This window comes from Enterovibrio sp. QJM3NY_24, from assembly GCF_057786035.1.
Genome location: NZ_CM173520.1, coordinates 892,491 through 915,970, shown reverse-complemented (window position 1 = coordinate 915,970; position 23,480 = coordinate 892,491). Strand labels below are relative to the sequence as shown.

The following is a 23,480-nucleotide window of genomic DNA, read 5'->3' as shown; positions in this document are numbered from 1 at the left end:
TAATTACTCGCTACTGGAACGTGTAAAGGAGAAAAGCTTACGTTTAGGGGCGACTTCTTCGCCGATGATCCGTGAGCAAAGGTGCTTGATCTGGGTGCCAATTTTAGATTTCCCGGCACTGAGATAGGTGCCATTCAACAGCGCTTCTTCCACCGTGATCTCGTAGGGGAGAACAATGTTGACGGGAACATCTAGGTACTTTTCAACTTCCGCCTGCGTCACGCTGTTAAAGCGGGAAGCACGGTGGTTGTTCAATACTAAAATGACACGCACGGTGCGTTTGTATTCGGGCTCTTCGAATAATTTTTTCATTTTACTGAGCATCGCGGCGGTTTCGCGTAGACAAGAAATGGTCGGTTCCATCACCAGCACGGCAACATCCAGCGTTTTTAATAAGTTTTTAGGCTGTATATCAAACCCGACGGACGCGGAGTAATCGTCGACAATAAAATTCGTGTCTGGGGCGAGATAATTGAGCACCAATTCAGTCATCTCATCCAGATCTGCAGATCGTTCGTCGCTGAGTCCAAGGGCGAGATAATCAAGGCGGTTACTCACGCGTGTGACGAGGTTTTTGGATGATGTTTGATCGATTTCTCCCCCGCCGGTTTCTGTATCGTTAAGCCGCCGTTTTTCGCGGTTTTTGATACCGAGGAAAATATCGAGATTGCTGGAAAGGTAGTTGTGATCGACTACAAGACACGACGTCTGTTTATCGTTGGATAAAATCCAGCTAAGTTCTGCGGTGAGCATGGTGGTGCCGACACCACCACGCATGCCAATCACTCCAATACGCTTGGCTTTTCGTCGACCGTGGAGAGAGTTCGCTTCAATATGTCGCGTTACGACCGTATCAACAAACTCGGCCAGCTCAATTTTATCGACAGGCCAAAAAAGGTAGTAAAAGCCCAGTGATTTTAATTCTCGGATCACTGAAATTGCATCCACATCCCCCAGAATGATGACAGAAAGATAAGAGGGTAGCCGAGCAGATAACTGGCGACACTCTTTGAGCGTGTCTGGGCAGCCAACTAAATCAATGACCACGAGTTGAGCGTTATGCTCTTCGACCTGCGTGGGAATATCTTTGAATTTGTACGCATAGGAAATGGGGACTGAGTGACCATCAAATCTGAAGGTCTCATCCACCAGAATTTTGACTTCTTCAGTACGAAAGAATTGTAGAGACTTCAGGCCATGCTGGTTCCCGATCGCAGGTTCGCTGTCAGTCGTTTCTTTTTTTAGGAGATCGCCAAAATCTAACATAGATAACCTCCTTTATAGGGTGTCTGGTGGGATGATAGAAAGACGTCCTTGCCCAGCAAGCTTGTTTTCCGGATACACCATGGATTCCCATCGCATCGCCTCATGGATACAACCATCATTGTTACGATGATATTGACCGATAACGGCGTAACCACACGCTGGGTTTTGTACCTGATGGATGGTGGTGGACAGGGTCACGTTGCTTTGTTTTGTTCCCGTGCTTTTGCCCATAGTTTTGGCTTCTGAGAGCAACAATTTATCCAGAGAGATACCGCGTTTTATGAGCCACTGTTGTGCATGTTTCGCAATCGTCTTTCCGTGTCTACCATTCCATGAAATCGTGGCACCATGTACCAACAATGCATATTCGTTTTGCTCCAAGTATGCTGAAATTTCTTTCTGCGCGTGCTGCAGAGCCTTATTTTTGACAGTCACCGAATATTCGTAAACAACAGGGGTCACTAATAGGTGGCTACCCGTAATAGCAGGCCCTGTGGCGCAGCCCATTAAGGTGGTTGCAAGTGCCAACGAAATAAACAGTGTTGCTCTGTGCTTAATGATCATCATTTTTTGAAGCCTCCAGTTGAGAGGATTTCTTCCTGCCACTTCGACACTTCAGGAGAGCTGTTTATACCTACACCAAAGAACCGAGACAGTGCGGACGTTCGCTGCATACTGGGCAGTTTGACGTTGGTTGAAGAAATTGGCTCCACCAGTGAAACCGTGGCGACGATAATCAACTCGGTTTTTCGGCGGGTTGTTGAGGTATGGCGAAAAAGAGCACCCAAGATAGGTACATCACCGATAAACGGAATTTTCGATAAGGCTTCTTCATCTTCACTGCTGAGCAAGCCTGCCAGTACAAAGCTGTCACCGTCACCCAGTTCTAACGTGGTGCGAGCGCGTCGAACTTTAAATGACGGGATGTCGAGTAAGGTATCGCCGTATTGACTGTCCACTGAGCTGACTTGCGGCATGATGGACAGCTTGATTTTGTCGTCGCGAAGCACTTCGGCAGCCAAATCAAGGCCAATACCGAACTCTTTATATTCAATGCGATAGCCATCATCAATACGATAGGTGATCGGGATTTCACCGCCGACTAAGAAGCTTGCCGTTTCGCCAGAAATCACCGAAACATTCGGCTCCGAAAGCACTTGACCGACGTTGTCGTCATTAATGGCTGAGATGTAAGCCGCAATGTTGGTTGCGCTACCATTAAAACCAGTAATGCCTCGAAAGAACTGTCCGTTACCGCCAAATCCGTCGGAAAAGATCGTTCCCCATTTAATGCCCAGTTCGTTAACCAGCGAGCTATTGACCTCAGCAATGGTGAGTTTGACGTTGACCTGTTTTGTGACCGCGACTTCTAGATTATTCACCAATCCGTCATAGGTGCGTCGCGCCATGAAATCGATATCGAAACTTTCTCGTGTTGACGTTTTCCATTCCGTTCGCCGTTCGGTGAATTTCTTTTTCAACAATTCTCCAACAATGGAATAGATCTCATTTTTTTCTTTTTGCGTGGGTACAAAACCTGAAAGTACGACTTGCTCGCCAAGGTTAAGCACTGACACTTCGACATTGGGGTATTGAATCGCCAAAATTTGTTCAATCTTGGTGAGGCTTTGGTTAACGACAATTTTCTTTTTGGTGAGTGTTCGACTGTTTTCACCAAAAACAATCAGTGTGGTGGTGCCTATTTCACGTCCAAAAACGACAAGACGGTTGTTGTCGATAACTTGATAGTCGGCGACCTCTGGATCGGAGATGAAAACAGTGCCGATCACGGCATCAAAGGATAAAGATCGCGCGTCCCCTGTCCCTAGGTTTAAAATTCCAGCAGCAAAAGCAGAAGAGGTGCCACCGAGGAGCAAGCCAACAGAAAAAATGACAGATAAGTAATGGCGTCGCATGTTCTTGCTCTCTAGTTAAAAACGCCTTATTCTGGCCACGAATTTCAGTAACGGATTTGAAGTTAGGAAGTACATCGTGAGTATCAGCGTTCATCGAACCACTGCTATAAAGCTCATTGCCTGATGCCTTGATGATTTCAACAATGCCTATTCGACGAGCGATCACCATTTTGGCGATTTGCTCACGATTGAGCTCAATCGTGAGAGGAAGCAATTCATCGTGGTCATCTTCAATCGCTAATACGCGTATGTTACGCAGAAGCGGAGACACGGAAAGTGAACGGAAAGACTCGATATAAGTAGACCTAGACGTTTCCCCAATATTCTGTTCGTCAGAGGTTAAAATCATCACATCAACTTTATCCCCCACTGAAATACCTGAGCCAATAAATTCTTTTCGATCAATGGTTAGGGCGTAGGGCGACATGCCATCTTTGATGACAGCATCTAAATAATTGGGGTCATTGGGGAGCAAAAAATCACTCGAGGAAAGATACACGGCATCGCCAATATCGCGTTTGGCGACCATGCCGGGAACATGCGAGATGATGATATCGCTGACGATCCCATTTTTCAGGGCGTCTTCTTCTCGCAGTTTGAAATATCGGATGTTTTCACGAGTCAGAGTATCACCGCGTTTAATCGATGTTTTTAGTTGAGCAACCTGATAGGAAATATTCGATATTCCGGATGCGGTAGTGTGCTTACTTTGGAAAAACCCACTTAGGCACTTTTAGAATGCCTACACCTATGGACAGTAAAGCAATAAGAAAGAATACACGTTGGCTCATGGTTTAATTCAACTTACTTAAATAAATGCTAAACAAACTCGCAACCACAATAGGAACGCCATAAGGCACGCCTTTCTTGGTTTTGTTTTCTGATATGAATTGCATAACCAAAACGACTAATGCTGTTATTGCGCCTAGAAAGCTGATGATAAATATTGTTAATGAAAAATATTGGGCGTCAATAATGAGTGCATATGCTGAAAATAACTTTGTGTCTCCTGCCCCTAAAATCCCAAAATAAAATAACACTAGCCCAATAGCGACAACAGATAGAGATTGACATACATGAAGTTGTAATTTTTCTTCGAAAAATGCCAATAGTAGGCACGTTAGAAGAATGCCAAAGCACAATTTATTGCTTATCTTTCTATGTAAAATATCAGTCGCCATCCCTGCTATTGAGCCAGAGATTAAAAGCAGTTCTAAAACACTCAACGAGTTAGCCCGTTAGAGAGAATTAGCCCCCAGTGTTAGCTGAGGTGATGTTGGTGGAAATCTGAGTCATAGCGTTACTGATAGCAGTTCCAAGAGTAGAATCGTTAGCGACAGCTGCCAGAATAATTGCTGAAATCGCGACGCCAAGTATTGCATATTCAACTGCTGTTACGCCACGTTCGTCATTAATAAAACGCTTTGTGATTTGAGATAATGACATAGATGAGCTCCGTTTATTTAAGATGGTTTTTACTAAGAGAAGCATGTACTTGCATAACCACTCTTTAAGCGCAGTGCCCTTAAAGAATATGTAAGCACAAACTTCACAATAAGATATAACCGATATTAAAAATTATCTACCATCGGCGTTGTCTATTTTTATTTCACGGAGTATTGATTGGTTCAATTATAAGACGGATGATTGAGTTGGCTCTCTGTTTCATAAGCGATCGTTTTAATGCTTTGAGGCCAATCACATGATTTACATCACGGTTGGATATATGAAACTAAACGTCACTTATCACGGTTGAGAACAAATAAGACACTGTTAATTATTCTATTTATTTGATGGGTATCACATAGAAAAATACAAGGAATGACGGTTTATTATACTATTTAAATTTCAGAATTAATTGGGTGCATAATAATCTGCATGAATAATTGAGCACTTATAAATGAAAGTTAGTCAAAGTGTAAAGGTGGTTATTAAGCGTGCACTTTGGTTTTCTCTTTCTTTTGCCCAATATCTTATGCGATGAGTGTATATGGTTACGTTTTTTGGGTTGATCTTTTTGAGGTGGAAAAGAAAAGCGGGAGGTCGATATTTTTGTTTTGTAACGATAGACCCGAGTAATTTCAGGATTCCTGAGGCAGGATTCAAACCCTCTTCCGAGGGTGAATATTCGCGCTGAACAGGTTCCTTGAGATGACTTAGCTATCGTGTGCGAGGTGGGAGTAATGCGAGAGGCAAATGATTAAGCAAAAAAGCGAATATGAAAATTAACGCTGTGGGCTAATATCGAGCGCTGCGCGTTTGTCGTCAACGATATTTACCAGATACATTCCTGCGAGCATGCTTAGAAAGAACAGTGCGACGGAGCCAGAGCCAGAACCAAGCAGTGTGATGGCAGGTCCTGGACAGATGCCTGCCAAGCCCCAACCTATGCCAAACAGCGCAGAACCGGAGACTAATCGTTTATCTAACGATTGGTTGTCACTCAAGCAAAATGTTTCCGCAAGCATGGGTTTGGGTTGTCGACGAATCAACAAAAAATAACCCGGCATGAACACAAGCAGCGCACCGCCCATCACAAATGCCAAACTTGGGTTCCATTGGCCGAAAATATCGAGAAAACCGATTACATTGGCAGGGTTCACCATGCCAGAAATCATCATGCCCAAGCCGAAAAGTAAACCTGCTAATAGTGCGATTGCGCGAAAAAACATATAAACCTCCTAGGCGTGAAGACGTAAAAATACGGTGACAAACGCTGCCGTCATAAAAATTAGCGTGGCGGCGATAGAACGTTTAGATAACCGACCCATACCGCAAATTCCATGACCACTGGTACAGCCATTGGCAAGCCGAGTGCCGATGCCGACCAGTAAGCCCGCGAGTATTGCCATCATCGGCGAAATGCTTGGTGTGAGAGAAGACAAGTCTGGGTATTCGAATCCGAGCAGAGGGGCAGTCAAACCCGCGATAACCATGCCGCTAAGAAACAACAAGCGCCAAGAGAATTCGGATTTTCGTGGTTTGAGCAACCCACCTACTATGCCACTGATTCCGGCAATACGCCCGTTGAAAGCGAGCAGTACCAACCCTGAAACACCGAGTAGCATTCCACCGAACAATGGGCTCCAAGAGAATGTATCCCAAGGGATCTGAAACGACATAACGACTCCCTGATTTTCTTCAATTAAACAAATTTATATGCGTTTATGATGATATTAATCATACGACGATCTTTATTTAAGTCAATGCTAATTTAGAGTATTTTATATGAGTTTAATCTAATATAATGTAGCAGTTATTGGCTCGTACTAACAGAAAACGACGAGTCCCCCAGTTTTGTTTATGTATCATTTTTCGATACCACGATGCATTCGTCGGTGGAGAAACACAGGAGTGAGTTATGGCGAAGATCCTTATTATTGGCGGCGTTGCAGGTGGAGCCTCAGCCGCGGCACGTGCCCGTCGATTGAGTGAAAGTGCTGAGATCATTATGTTTGAGCGCGGCCCCTTTGTGTCGTTTGCGAACTGTGGTTTGCCATATCATATTGGCGGAGACATTAAAGACCGAGCCAAGCTTCTTTTGCAAACCCCTGAAAGTTTCCTATCGCGATTCAACGTGGATGTCCGCGTGATGAACGAAGTCATCAGTATTCAACGTGAAGCTAAAACCGTTACTGTTAAAAATTTGCTCGACGACACTGAGTACTCGGAAAGTTATGACTTCTTGCTTCTCAGCCCCGGCGCGAGCCCTGTTGTACCGCCTATTCCCGGTATTGATAACCCGCTTACTTTCTCGCTTCGCAATATTCCAGACATGGACAAGATCCTTGCCTCTATCACACATAACCAGCCTAAGCATGCGACGGTGATTGGTGGTGGCTTCATTGGCTTAGAGATGATGGAGGCGTTTCATCAATTAGGCATTGAAACTGCATTGGTTGAAATGGCTGATCAGGTCATGACGCCAGTAGACAAAGAAATGGCAGGATTTGTTCATCAAGAAATTCGCGCAAAAGGTATTGATTTGCGTTTGGGGGTTGCGTTGCAATCGGCAGAGTTTCAGGCAGCAGCAGATGACGCAGAACGCGGCGCGCTGTCACTGCAATTGAGCAATGGCGATACATTAAACACAGAGTTACTGATCATGGCGATTGGCGTTCGTCCTGAAACCACATTGGCACGCGCCACGGGACTAAGAATTGGCGAGCTTGGCGGCATTTGGGTGAATGATGAAATGCAAACCAGCGATCCGTTTATCTATGCCGTGGGTGACGCCATCGAAGAAAAAGATTTTTTGACGGGTAAGCAAACCGTGGTGCCATTGGCTGGCCCAGCAAACCGTCAAGGACGCATGGCGGCAGACAACATGTTAGGCGCACACGAAACCTACCAAGGCACGCAAGGTACGGCGATTTGCAAAGTGTTTGATTTGGCTGTCGCTTCAACCGGTAAGAATGAGAAGCAACTCAAGCGTGATGAAATCGCGTATGAGAAAGTCTATGTGCACACAGCCAGCCATGCGAGCTATTATCCGGGCGCGGAAGTGGTATCACTGAAACTGCTGTTCTCGCCAGAATCGGGCAAAATTCTGGGTGCGCAAGCTATTGGTAAAGATGGCGTTGATAAACGCATTGATATTTTGGCGGTTGCACAGCGTGCGGGTATGACGGTTGAACAACTGCAACACGTCGAGCTGACGTATGCCCCCCCTTATGGCAGCGCGAAAGATGTGATTAATCAGGCGGCGTTTGTGGCAACCAATGTGATGAAAGGCGACGTTAATGGCATTCATTATGACGCGTTGGCGAATTTAACCGCCGACCAAGTCCTGTTAGATGTGCGTAATCCGGGTGAGCTGGAGTCAGTCGGTACATTCCCCGGCGCTATTAATATCCCCGTTGATCAACTTCGCGGGCGTATGAATGAACTGCCGAAAGACAAAGAAATCATTGTGGCGTGTCAGGTGGGCTTGCGCGGAAACGTGGCCTATCGTCAGCTTGTCCACAATGGTTTCAAGGCTCGTAACTTAATTGGCGGTTATCGCACGTGGAAAACGTCTCAATGCTAACGTTTCAATGTTACGCCTCATGGCGGATGACATCGCGCTAACTGCCCCCTGAAGAATGATTCACCATGCCGCCCTTTGATTGGGCGGTATTTTTTTGCAAAGTCCCATTTCCTGACACTTATCCCTTCTCAACATCGGTCATGCTGAAAGCTGTTAGACAGCTTTATTAAGGGAACATTATGAAACATGCACTGCTCTCATCGCTATTGCTTGTAACCGCTTCGCTTCTGCCTTCATCGTTACTCGCGGCTACGCCTTCTGCTGCCGGTGCAGATGTGTATTTTGTGCAACCCAAAGATGGTGAAACTGTACCTGAGACCTTCAAAGTGGTGTTTGGGTTAAAAGGCATGGATGTCGCACCAGCGGGTGATAATCAACCCAACTCGGGTCACCATCACCTGCTGATTGATGTCGATTCGCTGGTGGATTTTGCCTTACCGCTACCCGCCAATGATAACGTGAAGCACTTTGGGGGAGGGCAAACTGAAACCATGCTGACATTGCCTAAAGGCAAGCACACACTACAATTGTTGCTGGCGGATTTTGTGCATATCCCCCATGACAAACCCGTTCTCTCTCAAAAAATCACCATTAATGTTCAGTAACCTAAATCAAGTCATCTCAATGACCTGCTAGCGTTAATTGTGTACACATGAAAAGGCCGTTTCCGGCTCGCTTTGTCGCGAAGGGAAACGGCTTTTTTTGTGATGACTCAAGTGTGTGAATGACCGTCTTTGGGGTTACTGGCCTCTACCACACACCATCACGACAATAGTACGAACCATGATGTAGCAATCCATCTTGAACCACGTTATTGGTGATGAAAGCGCCAATGCATAAGAGTGGTCGTATCCCACTTTAGATCGCACATCGTCAATACAAGTATCGTAGCCTTGATTAACTTGCGCTAGACCCGTGATACCTGGTGTTACGCCGTATGTACGCTCTGCAAAGTAAGGGATAGCGTTTTCCAGCTTTTGGTAGAAACCTGGACGTTCAGGGCGTGGGCCGATCAGTGACATATCGCCTACGAGTACATTGATAAATTGTGGGATTTCATCCAAGCGTGTTTTTCTTAGAAAACGACCAATGCGTGTGACACGAGGGTCCGTTTTGGTCGCCCATGTTGCACCAGAAACGCTTTCGGCATCGGTACGCATGGTGCGGAACTTCAGCATTTCAAAAATCAGACTTCTGTCAGGTAACGCACGACCGATACGCATTTGGCTAAAGAATACCGGACCACGGCTGTCGATCTTGATAGCAAGCGCAATCAGAGGAAACAGCGGAAGGGTTAGCCCCAGTCCAATTAAAGCAAAGAAAATGTCGAATCCACGTTTTGCTTTCGCTGTGATGGGGTTGATGTCGCTTTTCACGTTCGCGTTCAAATTAATGGTGAGATTCATTTTGATGCTTCCTTGTGAGTATTCTTCGACACCTCAGAGATGCGGGTCCATTTCCCTGTCTCTAAGCCTGTGATGTAACGTAACGTACCGATGAAATTGGCGGTGTGTCCTGTAACCAAATACACCAGCGATTTCGCGATACTGCCTTTGGGCTGATAGCCCGAAAGGTGCCAAAAACCCACCGCAAGATAGATGAAGATTTGACCGAGCACCGCAAGGGCAAAGAACCCATTTGATGGTGCAAGCAGTGCGCTACCCAACAAAGCGGTTAGCATGAAAAAGGGCATCAATACTCGCAAACCTTTTCCTGATGCGAACGTGAAGGCGATGCCACCACGCGCAGGGTTGAGTAAACGAAAAAGACGCAGAAGTTGTTGGCAGTTCCCCGCGCCAATACGGAGGCGGCGGCGAAAATCTTGATGTGCATTGGTTGGCTCAAGCTCTACGGCTTGAATCGCATCGTGGACATCAGCACGGAAGCCTTTTTCCACGATTTGCATTGGCAACACGAAATCATCATTGATGGTGTCGTGCGCTAATGGTGTAAACAGATGGCCTCGAATGAAATACAACGCGCCATGTGCACCAAGCGATGAACCCAGTTGAGCTTCATTGCTCTGGATTTTACTTTGATAGTCCCAGTATTTTTGCTCTCCATCGGCGGGGTTAAGCAAGCAGTAACGGCTGTTCAACACACCGACTGTTGGGTCTTGAAAATGGCGAGCCGCGATGTAGAACGCATCGATAGAAATCAGCGCCGAGATATCACTGAACGCCACAATGTCCGATTTGATTTGCGGCATGGTGGTATTGATCACCGCGACTTTTCCCGCGTTCTCTGCATATTCAATCACCGTGACATTAAGGTGGGCACACAGCGCCTCCGCGGCAGTTTGGCGGGCGATGTTTGCGGTGTCGTCACTGCATCCATCACAGGCCAATATCACCTGTAGCTTGTTGCTTGGGTAATCCAGTGCTGCGAGGTTACGGATCTTGTCTGCGATCCAGTTTGCTTCGTTGTAAGCTGGCATCAGGACACTAATGGTCGGCAAGTCGCTATCGGCAACACTTTCACGGTAGCCTCGAGCAGGCGTTCCTTCGTGTGTATTTTCTTCGTTAGAAGAAGGACGGCGCACCAGCAATTTTAGCAGTAGGGGATAGCCGAGGTGATGGTATATCACCAAAAATATGCTGATGGACGTAAGCCAGAAAATCAGTTGATGTGTCATGTTATAGACCCTCTGCGAGAGAATCGTAGGCACGTGCCATAGTGCGTATGTCTGCGTTTTTCGAGATAAATGCGCGTGGATTTGATGATTTGACACCATGAATCCGGTTAATGATTTTTTCCGCCATATCATTTGCGTCACCGGCTTTGAGTATCAGCCCGGACTCGGGGCACAGTGTTTCTACTGCACCGCCAACGTTGGTCACGGCAGTCGGAATGCCACAGGCTTGGGCCTCCAATGGGGCAAGTGGAAACCCTTCATTGAAAGACGGCAGGCAAAATAAATCGAGTGATTGGTAGAATAGCGGCATGTTTTCGACATGACCGAGAAAGTGAATGCGATCGCTCAGGTTCAAGGATTTGGCCTTATCTTTTAGCTGCATTTCCATTGAGCCAGAACCTGCAATGGCGAGGTGAATGTGGCTAGGCAGCTCGGCCATGGCGGAAATCAATACGCCGTGTCCTTTGACTTCCTCAAGACGTCCGCTTGCTCCTACCATTTTTACGTGGGTGGGCAGTTGCATCGCAACGCGTGCTGTAGTTTGTTCACCTGGTACATACTTCGCCGTATCGACCCCATTTTTGATCACGCGAATGTCATTCATGCCTGATATTGAAGAAAGGGCATGGGCAACCACATCAGCATCGGCAACGCGAATAGGGTTACCAAATATAGAAACGATACGATGCAGCAATTGGTGGCGTTTGTTGCTGTAATGCCAAGCGTCATGCTCAGTGTGAATATGAGGAATGTGACTGAAAAACGCAGCAAGACCACCGTAAAAATACGGACCAATGTGGTGAGTGTGGATAAGGTCTGCATTTAATGATGTGAGCAGGCGCTTGAGTGAGACCACTGTTGATGGCGTGAACCCCGGTGCTTTATTCATGAACACTAACTGATCTTCAAACTCGCGAAGACGAGGCCATGCTGCAAGAGCCGATTTAGCATCACCTTCAAGGCTGACAATCTTCATTGAATGACCATGATGAGAGAACTTCATCAGCTCTAATGCCATCACTTCTAATCCGCCAGGTCTGAGATGTTGCACTACTTGAACAATGGTCTTCATGACAACCTCGAGTGAAAAAACGAACAACTGAGAGTGTTAATGCAGAAGGCGTGCCACTTTCCATGCAGTTTGTAAGGCTATGATTTTGAAAGAATGAGCCCAAAATCAAATTCTTCGGCTTCGTCTTTTCTCATTCTGAGAGTCGTATTGATTGTCACTGAGCGAGTTGAATAATCTGTTGGCGCCATGTTTCCATTTGTTGAGGTGTGACTTTTAGCATAGCTTCCCATGTATTCGGCACATCACGTTTCAATTGAGTCAGAAGACGTTTGGCGTCAGGGTTTGTTTGGGCTTTATTCTGGAGCCATAACACCCAGCGATAATCCGTAATACCTTCCATGATGTCGTACAGCGTGATGTTGATATCAGGTTCTTCAGGACAAGGTTCATTTGATGGGTAGAGAAACTGCACATCATATTCTCGTCCGTCAGTGGGGTCGAACGGATCGGCGGTTGGCATTCGCCCATGCCATTTGAGAAAGCCGTCAGCGTCCGACTGCCAAAGGTAGAAGCCTGATGCAGCACGAGGATTGGGTAAGTTATACAACCACACCTTACGTTCATCGCGTTGTGCCTGTTGTATTTCGTCTTTGTCCACGCCATAACCATCGTTTATCAAAATCAAATTGAACATGGAGAGGTATTCTCTGTCTTTGTCATGGTTTAAATGTCCGGCTAATTTTGCAGACGGGGCAAAGATAGAAAACTGACGATGCATGTCTTTAAATAAATCAACATTACCAGGGTTGCTCGGTTCATCGGCGATTGACCAATACGGCGTGCTTTGCAGACGCTGTTGGTGTTGCTGTTCAATATTCGCTATCACATTGGCTGCATTTCCTGCTCCGAGTGATTGTGTCAGCCGTTTCGCGGGTGTGTAGGCCATGGCTTCGCGAAAACCCATTTTATTCAGTGTGATAGACATGTCCTCGAACGCTTGAAGTGCCTCGGTGTTTTGTGGCGTGGGGTAAGGCGGTGAGATCCCCGTGAGTCCCAATGTTCTCAAAAAGGTGAGATCACACAACGTGGCTTGATGGCTTGTGGCGGCGAGTTCCTTAAACCATCCAAAGTGCACCGACGGTTCAAGATAAATACCAACGGGTTTGGTCATATCAGGTAACGACGCATTGACCACGTTAATGGAAAATGGCGCCTTAAGGCTTTTACCTTGCATCATCACAAACAGTTCTCCGTGATAAATACCGGGTGGTGTCGCGGGGGGGACATCGACACGAATAACCATGCGGCGCGGCATTGCAACGCCCTCGTTTTCTGGCATTAAGCCATAACGTAAAAAGTCATCATTTGCCTCTAACAGTGTTGACGAGAGATGCGTCCGCGTTAATTGCCACTGACTCCAGTGCCAATTGGCGGGAATGGAAACACCATTCAATACGGGTTGGCGCAGCATCACCATGGGCGCGCCGGGAATATTGCCTTGTTCAAACGCAAATTGAAGCACAGCAGATGTACCCGGTGCGACGTTGGTTTCTGTGGTATTGGTTTGTAGGCGAGGTTGTCCGGTTGGCCATTTCTTCCAATTTGCGATGGGCCAATTCTTCTCCCACCATACTTTGCGTTGGCGTGTGAGCATGTCCAAAATCAGCGGGTTACTCTGTGGGACAGCCAGAATGCCACTCATAAACTGGGCATCGGTTGTTTTGCCACTTAACCGCAAGACCACGGGTTTGCCATCACTGAAAATGTTGAAAGTGACGCGGTCACTTTTGCGTTCGCCATAATGTGTCCAACTGCTACTATTGGGCGAAATATCCACATTGCGCCGGCCAAGATAGACGTTTTCAATCCATTCAGTCGGTGACATGTTTTGAGTGAATACAGGCTCACCGTTGGCAGTAATCTTGCGCTGAAGTGGATGGGGAAGGTATTCCCACTCGCCGGCATCGCGAAGCCAAAGGGTGATTTGCCAATTTCCTGCGGGCAGAGGGAGCGCTGCGGATTCGATACCACGTATACCATCAATGGTCAGGGCATCAGCAGCTTGGGCGCGGGCACCTCGATCAATGGCGTTGAGCCCCGGTCCCGTCAACAACCCTGACTTGATGGTGAGTGGTTGAAAGCCCGGCCATATTGCGCTGCCTACTGGACCAAGGTCCCACGCATACACATTCTCCCCAAGTGGTTTTGGTGTTTCAATTCGTGCATTAGACAGAGCGAAACCGCGCTCACTGTTGCCAGGAAATACGATGATTTGCTGCAGTTTGTTGAGGTCCAATTGGCGGCCGCTGGGGGTACGCAAGCTGGCAAACGGGATCTGCAATTCAAAACTACCTTGTGGGATCACACGCTCGATGTTGGCGCGATCTGAGTATCCAGGGTTATTGGTGTCATCTGCACGTATGACGATAATGACATCGGAATCGGTCAGGTTATTCCCGGAGATCAACAACATGCTGGTTTGCGATATGTCGATTAACTCGGTTTTATCGAGTCTTAAATCGGCAAGTGCCGGCGTGCAAAGCATCAGTGTTAGCGACAGTAGCCAATGTTTCATGAATTTATCCTCTTCAACCTCAATCCAATCTCAATTAATTCACGTCAATGATTCTTCCGCCGCCGTTACTGCCGCTAGGTGGTGCGCTAGGCCCTGAAGGAAGAGGAGGAAACTCTGAGGTCATTTTAGGAACACGGGTCAGAACGGGAGTACCTGTGATGGCTTCCAAGGTTGAAATACGGCGAATAGTGGTATCGGTCAGCTCAAGGAGAACGGCCATGCCGCAACCGAGGAATAAGCCGCCAATCAATCCAGCAATCGTAAAAATAATCAAAGGAAGGTTGCTGGGTATGCCCGGCGAATAAGGGCGGTCGATGATTTTGATGCGCTTGTCTTGCTCGAACACACCGAGGGAGCTGGTCAGGCGCGCCATTTCGTGACGTTCTAGTAATTCTTGGAATAGCTGACGTTTCACGTCAAGGTCGCGTTCAAGCTTACGGATCTTCTGCTCTTTTTCGCCAGATTGGCTGGTTTTGTTTTCCAGTGTGAGGATCATCTTGCGCAAGCTGACGGTTTCTTCATCGAGTGTTTCGACTTTGCTTCGCGCCAGTTGAAGATTCTCTAGTTGCGAAATCAACAGAGGCTGAGATTCGGTACTTGAATTAATAGCTGCGCTGCTGGCCATGTCCCACAGTTTGTCGGTATCAACGGGCTGTTGGTTGGAAGCTAAAAGCTGAGTGCGTTGCTCTTCTAACCGACGTAACGTTCTCAACGCCCCCTGCACCAAGCTGTGTTGATCGGTATAGCGTGATTTGAACATGGCAAGTTCACTGCGATGCTTGACGATTTGATCTTCAATGCGACCCACAACGGGGTTGGTGCTAGAAAGCTGGTGATCAAGTCCGCCCAAGCTTCTTTTTGCGCCCGCCATTTCTGCTTCTTTCTCAGACAATCGCTGTTTCAGTGTCTCTATGCGTGCGTAATTGGCGAGCTGTAACTCAGGCAGACCATCAGCATGTTTACTGCGAAAATCTGACAATGCGGCTTCTGCTTTATCGAGTTCTATACGGCGAAAATCGATGTGTTCGGAAAGAAAGTCGCTAGAGTCTTTCATCGACGAGCGCTCAGGTGCCAGCAATTCTTCGATGACATGGTCGCTAACAATCTGCAACGTCTCTTTCATCCCTTCGGGGGTATTAGAGCGGAACTCAATGCGGATCACGTCTTTGCCTATGGTCGACATGGTGAGGCCGCCAGAGAGCTGGGCAATGGTTTCGTCGATTTTGACGGGAGAGGAATCTTCTTCAATTAACCCGCGTTCCAGCGCCACTTTACCCAAGATATGGCGACTGTGAAGCAGAGTTTGCAAGCCACTGAAGCGCTCTTTCATCTGTGAAGAAACGGACAAGTCTTCGAGAAAGGGGTTCATCTTAGACGTTTCTTGGATCAGCATGGTGGTGTGTGAGTTGTATTTCTTCGGCGTTAGCATGCCAATGGCCGTGCCCATTAACGGAAAGATGATGATGGGCATGATGATCACATAGCGACGACGCCATGCACCATCAAGCAAAATGAGCAACTTATACGTTAACGTATTCATAAAGCATCCAACCATGAGGCAAGTTTTTCAGCCCGCGCATCCCAAGTGTGCGCGCTAACCGCAGTTTGCTGGTGAGCATTGGGTGCTTGCTCGGCCGCATTACGAAGCGCTTTGGCCATTTCTTCGGCGTTCTGTACCACTGAGACAAAGCTGCGGTATTCATTCACTGCTGGAAAAGGCGTGCTGATGACAGGCCTTCCCGCAGCGAGATACTCTCTAAGCTTCAGTGGATTACACGCTTTGATTTGGTCGTTATTAGTAAAAGGTAGCAGACTGGCTGACCAATGCTGACTGTAGCCGGGTAACGCATGGTGAGATTTAGGGCCGAGTAGGGTGACATTGTCGTGTTGCTTGAGCGCCAATGCGGCCTCGCAAGGTTTGCCAATAAATACGAAATCCCAATCGGGAAGTAGCGTGATGGTTTTTGCGAGCATCTTGTAGTCGAGCCATTCTGACAATGAGCCGTAAAAACCCGCAATAGGACGGCCATTGTTCGGTAAATCTTTGGCGCGAGGACAAGGGGTGGAAAATAGGGAATAGTCGACACCGTGTGGCAGTAAACGAGTGCATTTATCAGAAAAGCGCGTGTAGAGCGTTTCGCTCGCGGTCAGGATTAGATCGGCTTTCTCCACCAACTCCTGTTCGCGTTGAGCCACAGTGTGGTGATCTACCCCTGCCAATGAAGAAAAATCATCACCGCAGTAATACACCAATGAAGATGTACCGAGTTGGTCGGAAACGTCAACAGCGGTAGGAAGTGACGTCCACAGGATAGGATTGTGCAGGTTTGCTTGCGCAATGATGGGCGCAAGCTGATTGCGCAGCATACCCGCTGCCAGTTTGCGTCCCAGCATCGTGCGTGGTGCAGGCAACGTCGAAGGGTTTACAACGGTGAGGCTCTCCGGCGTCGCACAGGTTTTTGATGTTCCCTTGTTGCTGACTGAGCGGGTTGTGAGTTTCTGCCAGGCACGTTTGCAATCAGTCAGCGTCAATGTCGGGCGACGTAGGCCAATGGAATTGACCCAAACAACTTTACGGTCTTGTGACAGGCGGCGGATCAAATGTTGTGTGCTGGAGGGTAAACCGCCCCAGTCTTCGCCAAAAACAATCAAGTCGCGTTTCATTGGGCCATCTCCTCGTCAGTCAGGTGACGCAGTACTTTGGCGGGGATACCACCAGCAACGACGTTTGGGGGAAGATCAGACGTGACGACACTGCCTGCTGCCACAATGGTGCCATGTCCGATGGTGACGCCTGCCATGACAGACACGCCAGTGGCGAGCCATACATCGGGTTCAAGAATGATGTCGCCGACTTGGCCGTCCAATTCTGGCAGGCCAGCAGCGCGATCTTGTGCGTTGATCGGGTGGCCAGGATAGCCTGCAAGAAACGCCCGTCCTGCAATGCGAACATTGTTACCGATTACCACTTTTCGACCGACTGCGATGGTGGTCTGCCAGCCGATATCAATGTTATCGCCAATTAACAGCTGTGGTTGTTCGTTGCTGCAGGTGCGACCTGAAAACGTGGTCTGTCCGGAGACGCGACAATCATCACCCATGGAAATGGAAAGAGGGCCACTGACTAACGGCATGCCGCCATAGAGATAAAAGTTTTTGCCTACGTGATGCAGGCGACCTTTAAACACGGGGGTCCACCACATTGTGCGTGCCATGCCTTTCCACAGCCCTTGGATTAAGCGCGTTAGGTGATACAGCGGCACAACAATCAGTTTTGGGGCTGGAATGCTCATGTTGAGACAGGCTTTTAGGGTACGAAATAGACCGCGAGCCACAGGGCTGGGGCTGTGCTTTAGCCAATGTCGTGTCGCTTGAGTGTTCATCGCCTTTCTCCTTGCTATTTCGGTAACAGTGACCGTTTAACAATTGATAAAGCACGAAGCGAGCCAACTTATTGAATATATATTTATCAATAACATAGGAGGTATTCGATGAGGGCGGGGAGCACGTTTGTCATTTTGACATTCAAATAGACAAAAGCAGGCGTTAAAGAAATCGCCGACTGCGTTGATTACAGTCAGCGGTTGTGAGTGCTCGGCACATATTGTTGTTGAATGCGCTTATACGGTTTGTCCGGTAAAACGTTTGAATGACAATTTCGGCAGTAACCCAAGTTTTTGACTTGCCAACATCAAGCTAAGTGGTGCTAGTGCGAGCAAGATGATTCGGGTAACCGGTGACCACTCGAGATGTGATACGGCTAACCAACCAAAACACAACATGCCAAGTAAGATGAGTGAATATATTGGGTAAGGCAGGTGATATAGCGATTGGCTAACTACAAAAAACAGAACAAAGCGCAGACACTGGGTGAAGGCCAACGCCATCAGTACACCAAACACCCCGTATTCGTGACCCCACCACCATAGCGTTGTTACTGCAACGACAGCCGCTACCGCATTGATCCCCATTTGGGCATAAGTGGTGTCACCTGCAAAGCTGCCAAGGTTGACCAGTTCAGCCATCTCTTTGAACAAAGCTGCCGCCACCAAGAATGCGATAAATTGTGCGGCTAAAATGTAGCTTTCTGGCAGTAGCCAAGTGATGGCGAGTGGCGCGACAAAGGCGACGCTAACGGCAATCAACATTACCGCGACTAACCCGTAGCAAGTAAATTGTGTGGCTTTCTTTCTGCCATCGATGCCGTAGAGAACATCAAAGCGTTTTGGCATCCACCACATCCCAAAAGGTTGTAGCAATAACACCACGGCCAAACCAAACTTGGCGGCCACACCGAATTGCGCCAGTTCCTCTAATGAACTCACGTCTGCGAGTACCCAGCGGTCAAGGCCGTTGAGTGTAAAAGCCATGATGCCGCTTGCCATAATCGGCATGCTATAAACTAACGATTGTCCCGTTACCGAGCGTGAGAATGAAAACCCCGTTTCTTTTAATTGCACAATGGTCAGGATCACGGCTTGTGTTATTGCAGCAATAACGCCCGCTTCCAGCACCCCATCAATGCCTCTGCCATTAAGCAGCATCACTATGGTTAACCCCGCATGTAAAAAGGCGCGGCCTACGGCAACAGAGAAAAATGCGACGGCGCGGTTTTGCATTCTCAGCCAGCCTAATGGCACGGCGATGCAGCCTTCCAATGCCAGCATGAGAAGCACCAAGCGCAATTGATAGGTTGTCAGTCCGCCCGGCAAATAGCTGTCGAGCATGGCAGCACCGACCCAACCTAGTGGAATCATTACGGCACAGACCATCAGTGTTAGAGTGAATATTCGAGCCGCCATGGTAATGCGTTCGCGTTGGGTTTTACTGCCACCCACAAAGCGATATAACGCATCTTCAAGCCCTAAACCCACGAGGATACTGCCAAGCGCTGCGATACTGCTGATAATTTCCAGTAGTCCAAATTCTGCTTGTGGCAGTTGGTGAGTGATAAAGGGCAACATCAGCAATGAAATCCCTTTCATCAAGGCGATGCTGCTGCCGTAGAGCAGGGTTTGTTTCATGACGGGCGACAACGATTTCATCCTTGTACCTCATTGCGGCTCAATGACGAAAAACGCGATCCTGAGTTGGGCACTAATGCCTCACAGATATCAGAAAAACAATACTCAGCGCGATATTGCTGCGAGACGATATTGGCCGCTTTGCCGATGCGCTTAAGGGTTCGCATGTCACTTTGTGCATTGATGAGTGAGCCAGCCAGCGCATCAACATCGTTGGGTGCGTATTTCAAACAGTTCACTCCGTGGGTTAATTGGGTATCCCAATAGGCGCCGTCTTCGGGAATGATCACGCACATGCCCGCCGCCATTGCTTCAAGAATGGAAAGTCCAAAAGGTTCTTTGGTGCTGGTGGACACAAAAATGTTGGCACGAGCGCGAATGCCATCGAGGTCATCGGGCGCTTCATACCAGAATACCTTGCTAACGTTTTGTGGCGCGTCACTAACTGTAAGCGTAGTTTGCTCGGGTCGAATAAAACAAATATGTGCTTCAGCACGCTGAGATGGGGGAACACGGCTCAATGCTTGTATCAAGGTGTCCAGCCCTTTCCATTTCAACAGAGATGCTGCCCAGAAGACGACGGCATGGTCGTGTTGACACGGGCTTGGCCAAGCACTTTTCGGTAAGCCGTTATTAAACGTTTGAAAGTGCGGGTACGCAGACACATCGTCCGTGTTGCCTGTGGCTTTGAGCGCTGAACACAATGATTCACGGGTGGAATCAAGGTAAAACACATGGTTTGCACGCATCAGACATCGTCCAATGGTACGGGAGGTGGCGACAGGGCCATGAACCATTTGCACGAGTCGGTAACCTAAAAAAGGTTTGGCTAGATACAGCCCTAAATCCACACCAGGGCCGGAAGCGGCAAGGGCGGTATCGATAGTGCCGATAACCAATCGAAACCAAAGCAGTTGTGCGGCGATAAGCAAGTGGCGAGCAAAGTAGGCCAACCCTTGTTCCGCACTTTCTAGCTTTGCGGGCATGAATAAGTGTCTAACGTAGGCTTGGGTTTGACGCCAGCTTTTGGCATCTGCCGTCAGCACAGACACGCGAACATCTTTGTTTTCAAGCTGCGCCAGCACGTGCTTGGTGGATACCTTTGAGCCCCCTGCAAAAGCGATGGGGTCAAGGATCAGTATGTGTTTTAACTTGCTCATACTGCCACCTCGACTGGATGCGGCTTGCGGTAGTTTTTCACAAACGCAAATGATGCTTTAACCGGTGGAACAAATTGCCAATGACTCATCCATTTGGTGGTCATGGCAGGGTTGTTGAGTAAACCATTGTAGAGTGCTTCGAAAGCAGAGGTATGTGTCTTAATGGTGAAATTCGCGAGCACATGTTGATGACCTTGCACACCAAGTTGCAACCTTTGGTCTTGGTTCACAAACAAATGGTAGATGGCTTGAGCAAGCGCATGCGCATCCTCCGTTGGAACCAATAACCCCGTTTCTTGATGGCTGATAACACTTGGAATACCGCCGACACGTGGTGCAATAACGGGGAGATTGGCTAAACCAGCTTCTGCCAAGGTTAAGCCAAATACTTCTTCGCGAGCACCTGAAATACAAAGGTCAGCGCCCCCGCGCATCAAGCCAACCACGTTGTGTTTTTCACCCACGAGATGCACATAGTCGGTGAGATGCGCTTCAGCGATTTGTGCTTCGAGCGCTTTTCTCTCTGAACCTTCGCCAATCACAACTAAGTGAACGGGCAGACGAAGTTCACGCAGTTGCTTACAAGCTTCAATCAGCAGATCGACACCTTTACGATGTATCAGTGAGCAAACGCTTACCGCGACGAACGCATCGCTAGGAAGACCCAGCGATCGGCGGATGTCTTCCACGGGTTGTTTTAGTAAGGCTTCAGTGTCTATTCCATTAGGAATAACCTGACAGCGATCGGGAGCGGCTCCATCGGTTAACAGTTGGTCAACCACAGGTTGGCTAACACCAACGGCCATGCTGGCATGATGCAGTCCGAGAGTAATGCGGTCTCTTAGCGGATAGCGAGAATGCAAATGCAGCACTAAAGGAAGCTTGCGAGCGCGGGAGACCAAGTTTAACCACTGGGAAGGCGCGCCGCTGTTGGAATGGATCAGAGCGATCTGATGTTCGTCAACAATACGCAATCCTAGACTCACCAATCGGCTGAAACCGATCACGTCCCACTTGGGGGCGCGTTCACCGAGCAGCAGCGTAAAGTTGCTGACATAAACGGGGATATCAAGTGGGCGGACTTCATTGGCGAGTCGTTCGCTGTTACACCAAAGCACTGGCTCGAACAATGTTTTGTCGAGGTGCGTGATGAGGTCAATTAAGCAACGTTCACTGCCGCGGATCCAATCATCACCATAATGGACAAACAGCACTTTTTGAGGGGTAGGTAGCACCTGAGGTGTTAATGTCATTTTCCTTCCTCCAGGTTGTTGATATCAATTCGTGACTTACGGGAATCGTAAGAGTATTGACCTAAAACATTGCAATGATTGAGCCATGTTTCTATCCGACTGATTTACTGGGATTTAAAAGAAAACCGCGATGCATTGCACCGCGGTTGTCTGGATTTTTGTCATTTTGAGAATCACTGGTGAGATTACTTTGCCACGGCGGTATAAGCTTGGAGCAACTGCGGAACCACCGCTTCGGCGGAATAACGTTGTTCGATGGTTTTAATGGCTCGCATACGCCATTGCGCACGTTGAACCGCATCACTGTTTCGCCACACATGAATCACGTTTACCAGGCCATCAAAATCCCCTTGCTCCAACAGCCAACCGTTTTGGTTATGTTGAATAAGTTTATCTAACGCACCTACATTAAAGGCAGCGACGGGAATTCCCCGAGCCATCGCTTCTAAAGACGACATGGGCAGCCCTTCCGCCCGAGAAGGAATAACAAGCAGGCCGATGTGAATCCAGACTTTGCGCATATCACTTTGCGCACCATGGAAGGTCAGGTTTTGCGGTGCAATTTTTTCTAACTGTTTGCGTAATGGCCCATCACCATAGATATGAAAATCGAGATGAGGAAAACGTTTTGCGAGATGTACAAATCGCTCAGGTGCTTTCTCCTTACTTAAGCGCCCAACAAACGCGATCTGATCGCCATCTGACGGCGGGGTGTTGTGCGTGTTCACGAAGTTGTTAGCCAACTTAGCAGCGCAAGGCAAGGTTTCTAGCACGGGTGTACTGACGGCATAAACTTGATTCGCGAGAAAGGCTGTGTGGCGGTCAAACCAGTCATACAGTTTCAGCTTTCCTTCTTTGACTTCGCCACTGTGGAAGGTGCTGGCACAGGTGATTCCCATCATTTTGGTAATAGGGCGAACGAGAATGCCGGCTTTGTAACCATGGGTATGAATGACGTCAGGTTTACCTTTGCGAATGGCTTGCCATAAAGACACAAAGCGACCGTCAAGAACGTCGCAGTGTAAACCGCAATAAAGTAGGCGCTTGTGAACGGGATGTTCACCATAGCTATTGAGGAATACTACAGTGACATCAGTTCTGGCATTGTTAAGCCCTAAGGCCAGTTGTTCGACATGAGATTCAATGCCGCCGAATCCTCGGCTGTCCAACACTAGCCAGATTTTCTTTTTGCTTATTGCCATGTTGCCACCTCTAACGTAAATAAATAGTTCTACTCACAGTAAGAGCAAAGATAGTGCCAACACGATAACCTATTGAATTTAAGCCAATATCGAGCCTTTTTGGTCTAAATAGGGTGTGTTGATTAATCAAAATGACAATCGCTAATCAGCGTTTGGTCAAACCGCATGTCAAATTGACAAAAGAAGGAGAGGGGCAGCGCGAAAAAGTGAATAAATAGAAAAATCGCGGGGTCTATTACCTAAAAAATATCACTAATGCGCTTCTTAACAGTGCTCGCTGAAAGAGATGAAGCCCCTATTTTCCTTGGGTTCAATGCGTCATGGCCAGTGGTGAACATTGAGCATGGCGCAATGGCAAACCAGAAACTTGGCAAACCCTTTGCATTGCTCCTGATAGATTTTTCATCA

General features: G+C 47.9%; 21 protein-coding genes. 2 read left to right on the top strand and 19 right to left on the bottom strand.

The genetic code is table 11. The features are described from left to right. Positions 1-3 precede the first annotated feature (3 nt). The 8 genes from AC3CIC_RS20435 to AC3CIC_RS20400 form a co-directional block, all read right to left on the bottom strand. Positions 4-1,266: a CpaE/TadZ family protein gene (locus AC3CIC_RS20435; RefSeq protein WP_488516025.1), complete on the bottom strand. Its 1,263-nt coding sequence runs from the start codon at positions 1,264-1,266 to the stop codon at positions 4-6. A 12-nt stretch (positions 1,267-1,278) separates the two neighbouring features. Further along, the gene (locus AC3CIC_RS20430; RefSeq protein ID WP_488516024.1) at positions 1,279-1,833 is read right to left on the bottom strand and encodes a hypothetical protein; all 555 of its coding nucleotides are present in this window, start codon (positions 1,831-1,833) and stop codon (positions 1,279-1,281) included. Continuing rightward, entirely contained in the window at positions 1,830-3,143 is a 1,314-nt protein-coding gene (locus tag AC3CIC_RS20425; RefSeq protein ID WP_488516848.1) for a type II and III secretion system protein family protein, read from the bottom strand. The genes AC3CIC_RS20430 and AC3CIC_RS20425 overlap by 4 nt, the downstream gene beginning before the upstream one ends. After that, positions 3,061-3,711, bottom strand: a complete 651-nt coding sequence (locus tag AC3CIC_RS20420) for an RcpC/CpaB family pilus assembly protein (RefSeq protein WP_488516023.1) — start codon at positions 3,709-3,711, stop codon at positions 3,061-3,063. The genes AC3CIC_RS20425 and AC3CIC_RS20420 overlap by 83 nt, the downstream gene beginning before the upstream one ends. A gap of 265 nt (positions 3,712-3,976) precedes the next feature. Next, positions 3,977-4,408: an A24 family peptidase gene (locus AC3CIC_RS20415; protein ID WP_488516022.1), complete on the bottom strand. Its 432-nt coding sequence runs from the start codon at positions 4,406-4,408 to the stop codon at positions 3,977-3,979. A gap of 22 nt (positions 4,409-4,430) precedes the next feature. Then, positions 4,431-4,628 (bottom strand): Flp family type IVb pilin, encoded by a 198-nt coding sequence (locus AC3CIC_RS20410; RefSeq protein ID WP_016959159.1) that lies wholly within the window; start codon positions 4,626-4,628, stop codon positions 4,431-4,433. A gap of 779 nt (positions 4,629-5,407) precedes the next feature. Then, positions 5,408-5,854 carry a DUF6691 family protein gene (locus tag AC3CIC_RS20405; protein WP_488516021.1) on the bottom strand — a complete coding sequence of 149 codons (447 nt, stop codon included), beginning with the start codon at positions 5,852-5,854 and terminating at the stop codon, positions 5,408-5,410. A gap of 9 nt (positions 5,855-5,863) precedes the next feature. Continuing rightward, positions 5,864-6,304, bottom strand: coding sequence for a YeeE/YedE family protein (locus AC3CIC_RS20400; protein ID WP_488516020.1), 441 nt, complete (start codon positions 6,302-6,304; stop codon positions 5,864-5,866). 239 nt (positions 6,305-6,543) lie between these two features. Between AC3CIC_RS20400 and AC3CIC_RS20395 the strand changes: the two genes are divergently transcribed. Further along, positions 6,544-8,211 (top strand): FAD-dependent oxidoreductase, encoded by a 1,668-nt coding sequence (locus AC3CIC_RS20395; protein ID WP_488516019.1) that lies wholly within the window; start codon positions 6,544-6,546, stop codon positions 8,209-8,211. A gap of 179 nt (positions 8,212-8,390) precedes the next feature. Further along, positions 8,391-8,816, top strand: coding sequence for a DUF4399 domain-containing protein (locus AC3CIC_RS20390; RefSeq protein WP_488516018.1), 426 nt, complete (start codon positions 8,391-8,393; stop codon positions 8,814-8,816). Between the two features lie 135 nt (positions 8,817-8,951). Here AC3CIC_RS20390 and AC3CIC_RS20385 read toward each other — a convergent pair whose 3' ends face one another. The 11 genes from AC3CIC_RS20385 to AC3CIC_RS20335 form a co-directional block, all read right to left on the bottom strand. Continuing rightward, positions 8,952-9,617 carry a sugar transferase gene (locus AC3CIC_RS20385; RefSeq protein ID WP_488516017.1) on the bottom strand — a complete coding sequence of 222 codons (666 nt, stop codon included), beginning with the start codon at positions 9,615-9,617 and terminating at the stop codon, positions 8,952-8,954. Beyond that, positions 9,614-10,846, bottom strand: a complete 1,233-nt coding sequence (locus AC3CIC_RS20380; RefSeq protein ID WP_488516016.1) for a glycosyltransferase family 2 protein — start codon at positions 10,844-10,846, stop codon at positions 9,614-9,616. Before AC3CIC_RS20380 ends, AC3CIC_RS20385 begins: the two co-directional genes overlap by 4 nt. Before the next feature lies 1 nt (position 10,847). Continuing rightward, a complete protein-coding gene (locus tag AC3CIC_RS20375; protein ID WP_488516015.1) occupies positions 10,848-11,918 on the bottom strand; it encodes a glycosyltransferase in 1,071 nt (356 codons plus the stop codon). Between the two features lie 154 nt (positions 11,919-12,072). Further along, complete coding sequence (locus tag AC3CIC_RS20370) at positions 12,073-14,433, bottom strand: glycoside hydrolase domain-containing protein (RefSeq protein ID WP_488516014.1); 2,361 nt, start codon at positions 14,431-14,433, stop codon at positions 12,073-12,075. 34 nt (positions 14,434-14,467) lie between these two features. Next, positions 14,468-15,973: a GumC family protein gene (locus tag AC3CIC_RS20365; protein ID WP_488516013.1), complete on the bottom strand. Its 1,506-nt coding sequence runs from the start codon at positions 15,971-15,973 to the stop codon at positions 14,468-14,470. Next, positions 15,970-17,097, bottom strand: coding sequence for a glycosyltransferase (locus AC3CIC_RS20360; RefSeq protein ID WP_488516012.1), 1,128 nt, complete (start codon positions 17,095-17,097; stop codon positions 15,970-15,972). Before AC3CIC_RS20360 ends, AC3CIC_RS20365 begins: the two co-directional genes overlap by 4 nt. Further along, entirely contained in the window at positions 17,094-17,816 is a 723-nt protein-coding gene (locus AC3CIC_RS20355; protein WP_488516011.1) for an acyltransferase, read from the bottom strand. Before AC3CIC_RS20355 ends, AC3CIC_RS20360 begins: the two co-directional genes overlap by 4 nt. Before the next feature lie 237 nt (positions 17,817-18,053). After that, positions 18,054-19,478 (bottom strand): lipopolysaccharide biosynthesis protein, encoded by a 1,425-nt coding sequence (locus AC3CIC_RS20350; RefSeq protein WP_488516010.1) that lies wholly within the window; start codon positions 19,476-19,478, stop codon positions 18,054-18,056. Then, complete coding sequence (locus tag AC3CIC_RS20345; protein WP_488516009.1) at positions 19,475-20,617, bottom strand: glycosyltransferase family 4 protein; 1,143 nt, start codon at positions 20,615-20,617, stop codon at positions 19,475-19,477. The genes AC3CIC_RS20350 and AC3CIC_RS20345 overlap by 4 nt, the downstream gene beginning before the upstream one ends. Beyond that, positions 20,614-21,870 carry a glycosyltransferase gene (locus AC3CIC_RS20340; protein WP_488516008.1) on the bottom strand — a complete coding sequence of 419 codons (1,257 nt, stop codon included), beginning with the start codon at positions 21,868-21,870 and terminating at the stop codon, positions 20,614-20,616. The genes AC3CIC_RS20345 and AC3CIC_RS20340 overlap by 4 nt, the downstream gene beginning before the upstream one ends. Positions 21,871-22,055: 185 nt before the next feature. Then, the gene (locus AC3CIC_RS20335) at positions 22,056-23,072 is read right to left on the bottom strand and encodes a glycosyltransferase family 4 protein (protein ID WP_488516007.1); all 1,017 of its coding nucleotides are present in this window, start codon (positions 23,070-23,072) and stop codon (positions 22,056-22,058) included. Positions 23,073-23,480 lie beyond the last annotated feature (408 nt).

Excerpts from the sequence above, each read along its gene's own strand:
- AC3CIC_RS20435 (WP_488516025.1), bottom strand. The coding sequence starts at position 1,266 with ATGTTAGATTTTGGCGATCTCCTAAAAAAAGAAACGACTGACAGCGAA.
- AC3CIC_RS20430 (WP_488516024.1), bottom strand. The coding sequence starts at position 1,833 with ATGATGATCATTAAGCACAGAGCAACACTGTTTATTTCGTTGGCACTT.
- AC3CIC_RS20420 (WP_488516023.1), bottom strand. The coding sequence starts at position 3,711 with ATGGTCGCCAAACGCGATATTGGCGATGCCGTGTATCTTTCCTCGAGT.
- AC3CIC_RS20410 (WP_016959159.1), bottom strand. The coding sequence starts at position 4,628 with ATGTCATTATCTCAAATCACAAAGCGTTTTATTAATGACGAACGTGGC.
- AC3CIC_RS20405 (WP_488516021.1), bottom strand. The coding sequence starts at position 5,854 with ATGTTTTTTCGCGCAATCGCACTATTAGCAGGTTTACTTTTCGGCTTG.
- AC3CIC_RS20400 (WP_488516020.1), bottom strand. The coding sequence starts at position 6,304 with ATGTCGTTTCAGATCCCTTGGGATACATTCTCTTGGAGCCCATTGTTC.
- AC3CIC_RS20395 (WP_488516019.1), top strand. The coding sequence starts at position 6,544 with ATGGCGAAGATCCTTATTATTGGCGGCGTTGCAGGTGGAGCCTCAGCC.
- AC3CIC_RS20390 (WP_488516018.1), top strand. The coding sequence starts at position 8,391 with ATGAAACATGCACTGCTCTCATCGCTATTGCTTGTAACCGCTTCGCTT.
- AC3CIC_RS20385 (WP_488516017.1), bottom strand. The coding sequence starts at position 9,617 with ATGAATCTCACCATTAATTTGAACGCGAACGTGAAAAGCGACATCAAC.
- AC3CIC_RS20380 (WP_488516016.1), bottom strand. The coding sequence starts at position 10,846 with ATGACACATCAACTGATTTTCTGGCTTACGTCCATCAGCATATTTTTG.
- AC3CIC_RS20375 (WP_488516015.1), bottom strand. The coding sequence starts at position 11,918 with ATGAAGACCATTGTTCAAGTAGTGCAACATCTCAGACCTGGCGGATTA.
- AC3CIC_RS20370 (WP_488516014.1), bottom strand. The coding sequence starts at position 14,433 with ATGAAACATTGGCTACTGTCGCTAACACTGATGCTTTGCACGCCGGCA.
- AC3CIC_RS20365 (WP_488516013.1), bottom strand. The coding sequence starts at position 15,973 with ATGAATACGTTAACGTATAAGTTGCTCATTTTGCTTGATGGTGCATGG.
- AC3CIC_RS20360 (WP_488516012.1), bottom strand. The coding sequence starts at position 17,097 with ATGAAACGCGACTTGATTGTTTTTGGCGAAGACTGGGGCGGTTTACCC.
- AC3CIC_RS20355 (WP_488516011.1), bottom strand. The coding sequence starts at position 17,816 with ATGAACACTCAAGCGACACGACATTGGCTAAAGCACAGCCCCAGCCCT.
- AC3CIC_RS20350 (WP_488516010.1), bottom strand. The coding sequence starts at position 19,478 with ATGAAATCGTTGTCGCCCGTCATGAAACAAACCCTGCTCTACGGCAGC.
- AC3CIC_RS20345 (WP_488516009.1), bottom strand. The coding sequence starts at position 20,617 with ATGAGCAAGTTAAAACACATACTGATCCTTGACCCCATCGCTTTTGCA.
- AC3CIC_RS20340 (WP_488516008.1), bottom strand. The coding sequence starts at position 21,870 with ATGACATTAACACCTCAGGTGCTACCTACCCCTCAAAAAGTGCTGTTT.
- AC3CIC_RS20335 (WP_488516007.1), bottom strand. The coding sequence starts at position 23,072 with ATGGCAATAAGCAAAAAGAAAATCTGGCTAGTGTTGGACAGCCGAGGA.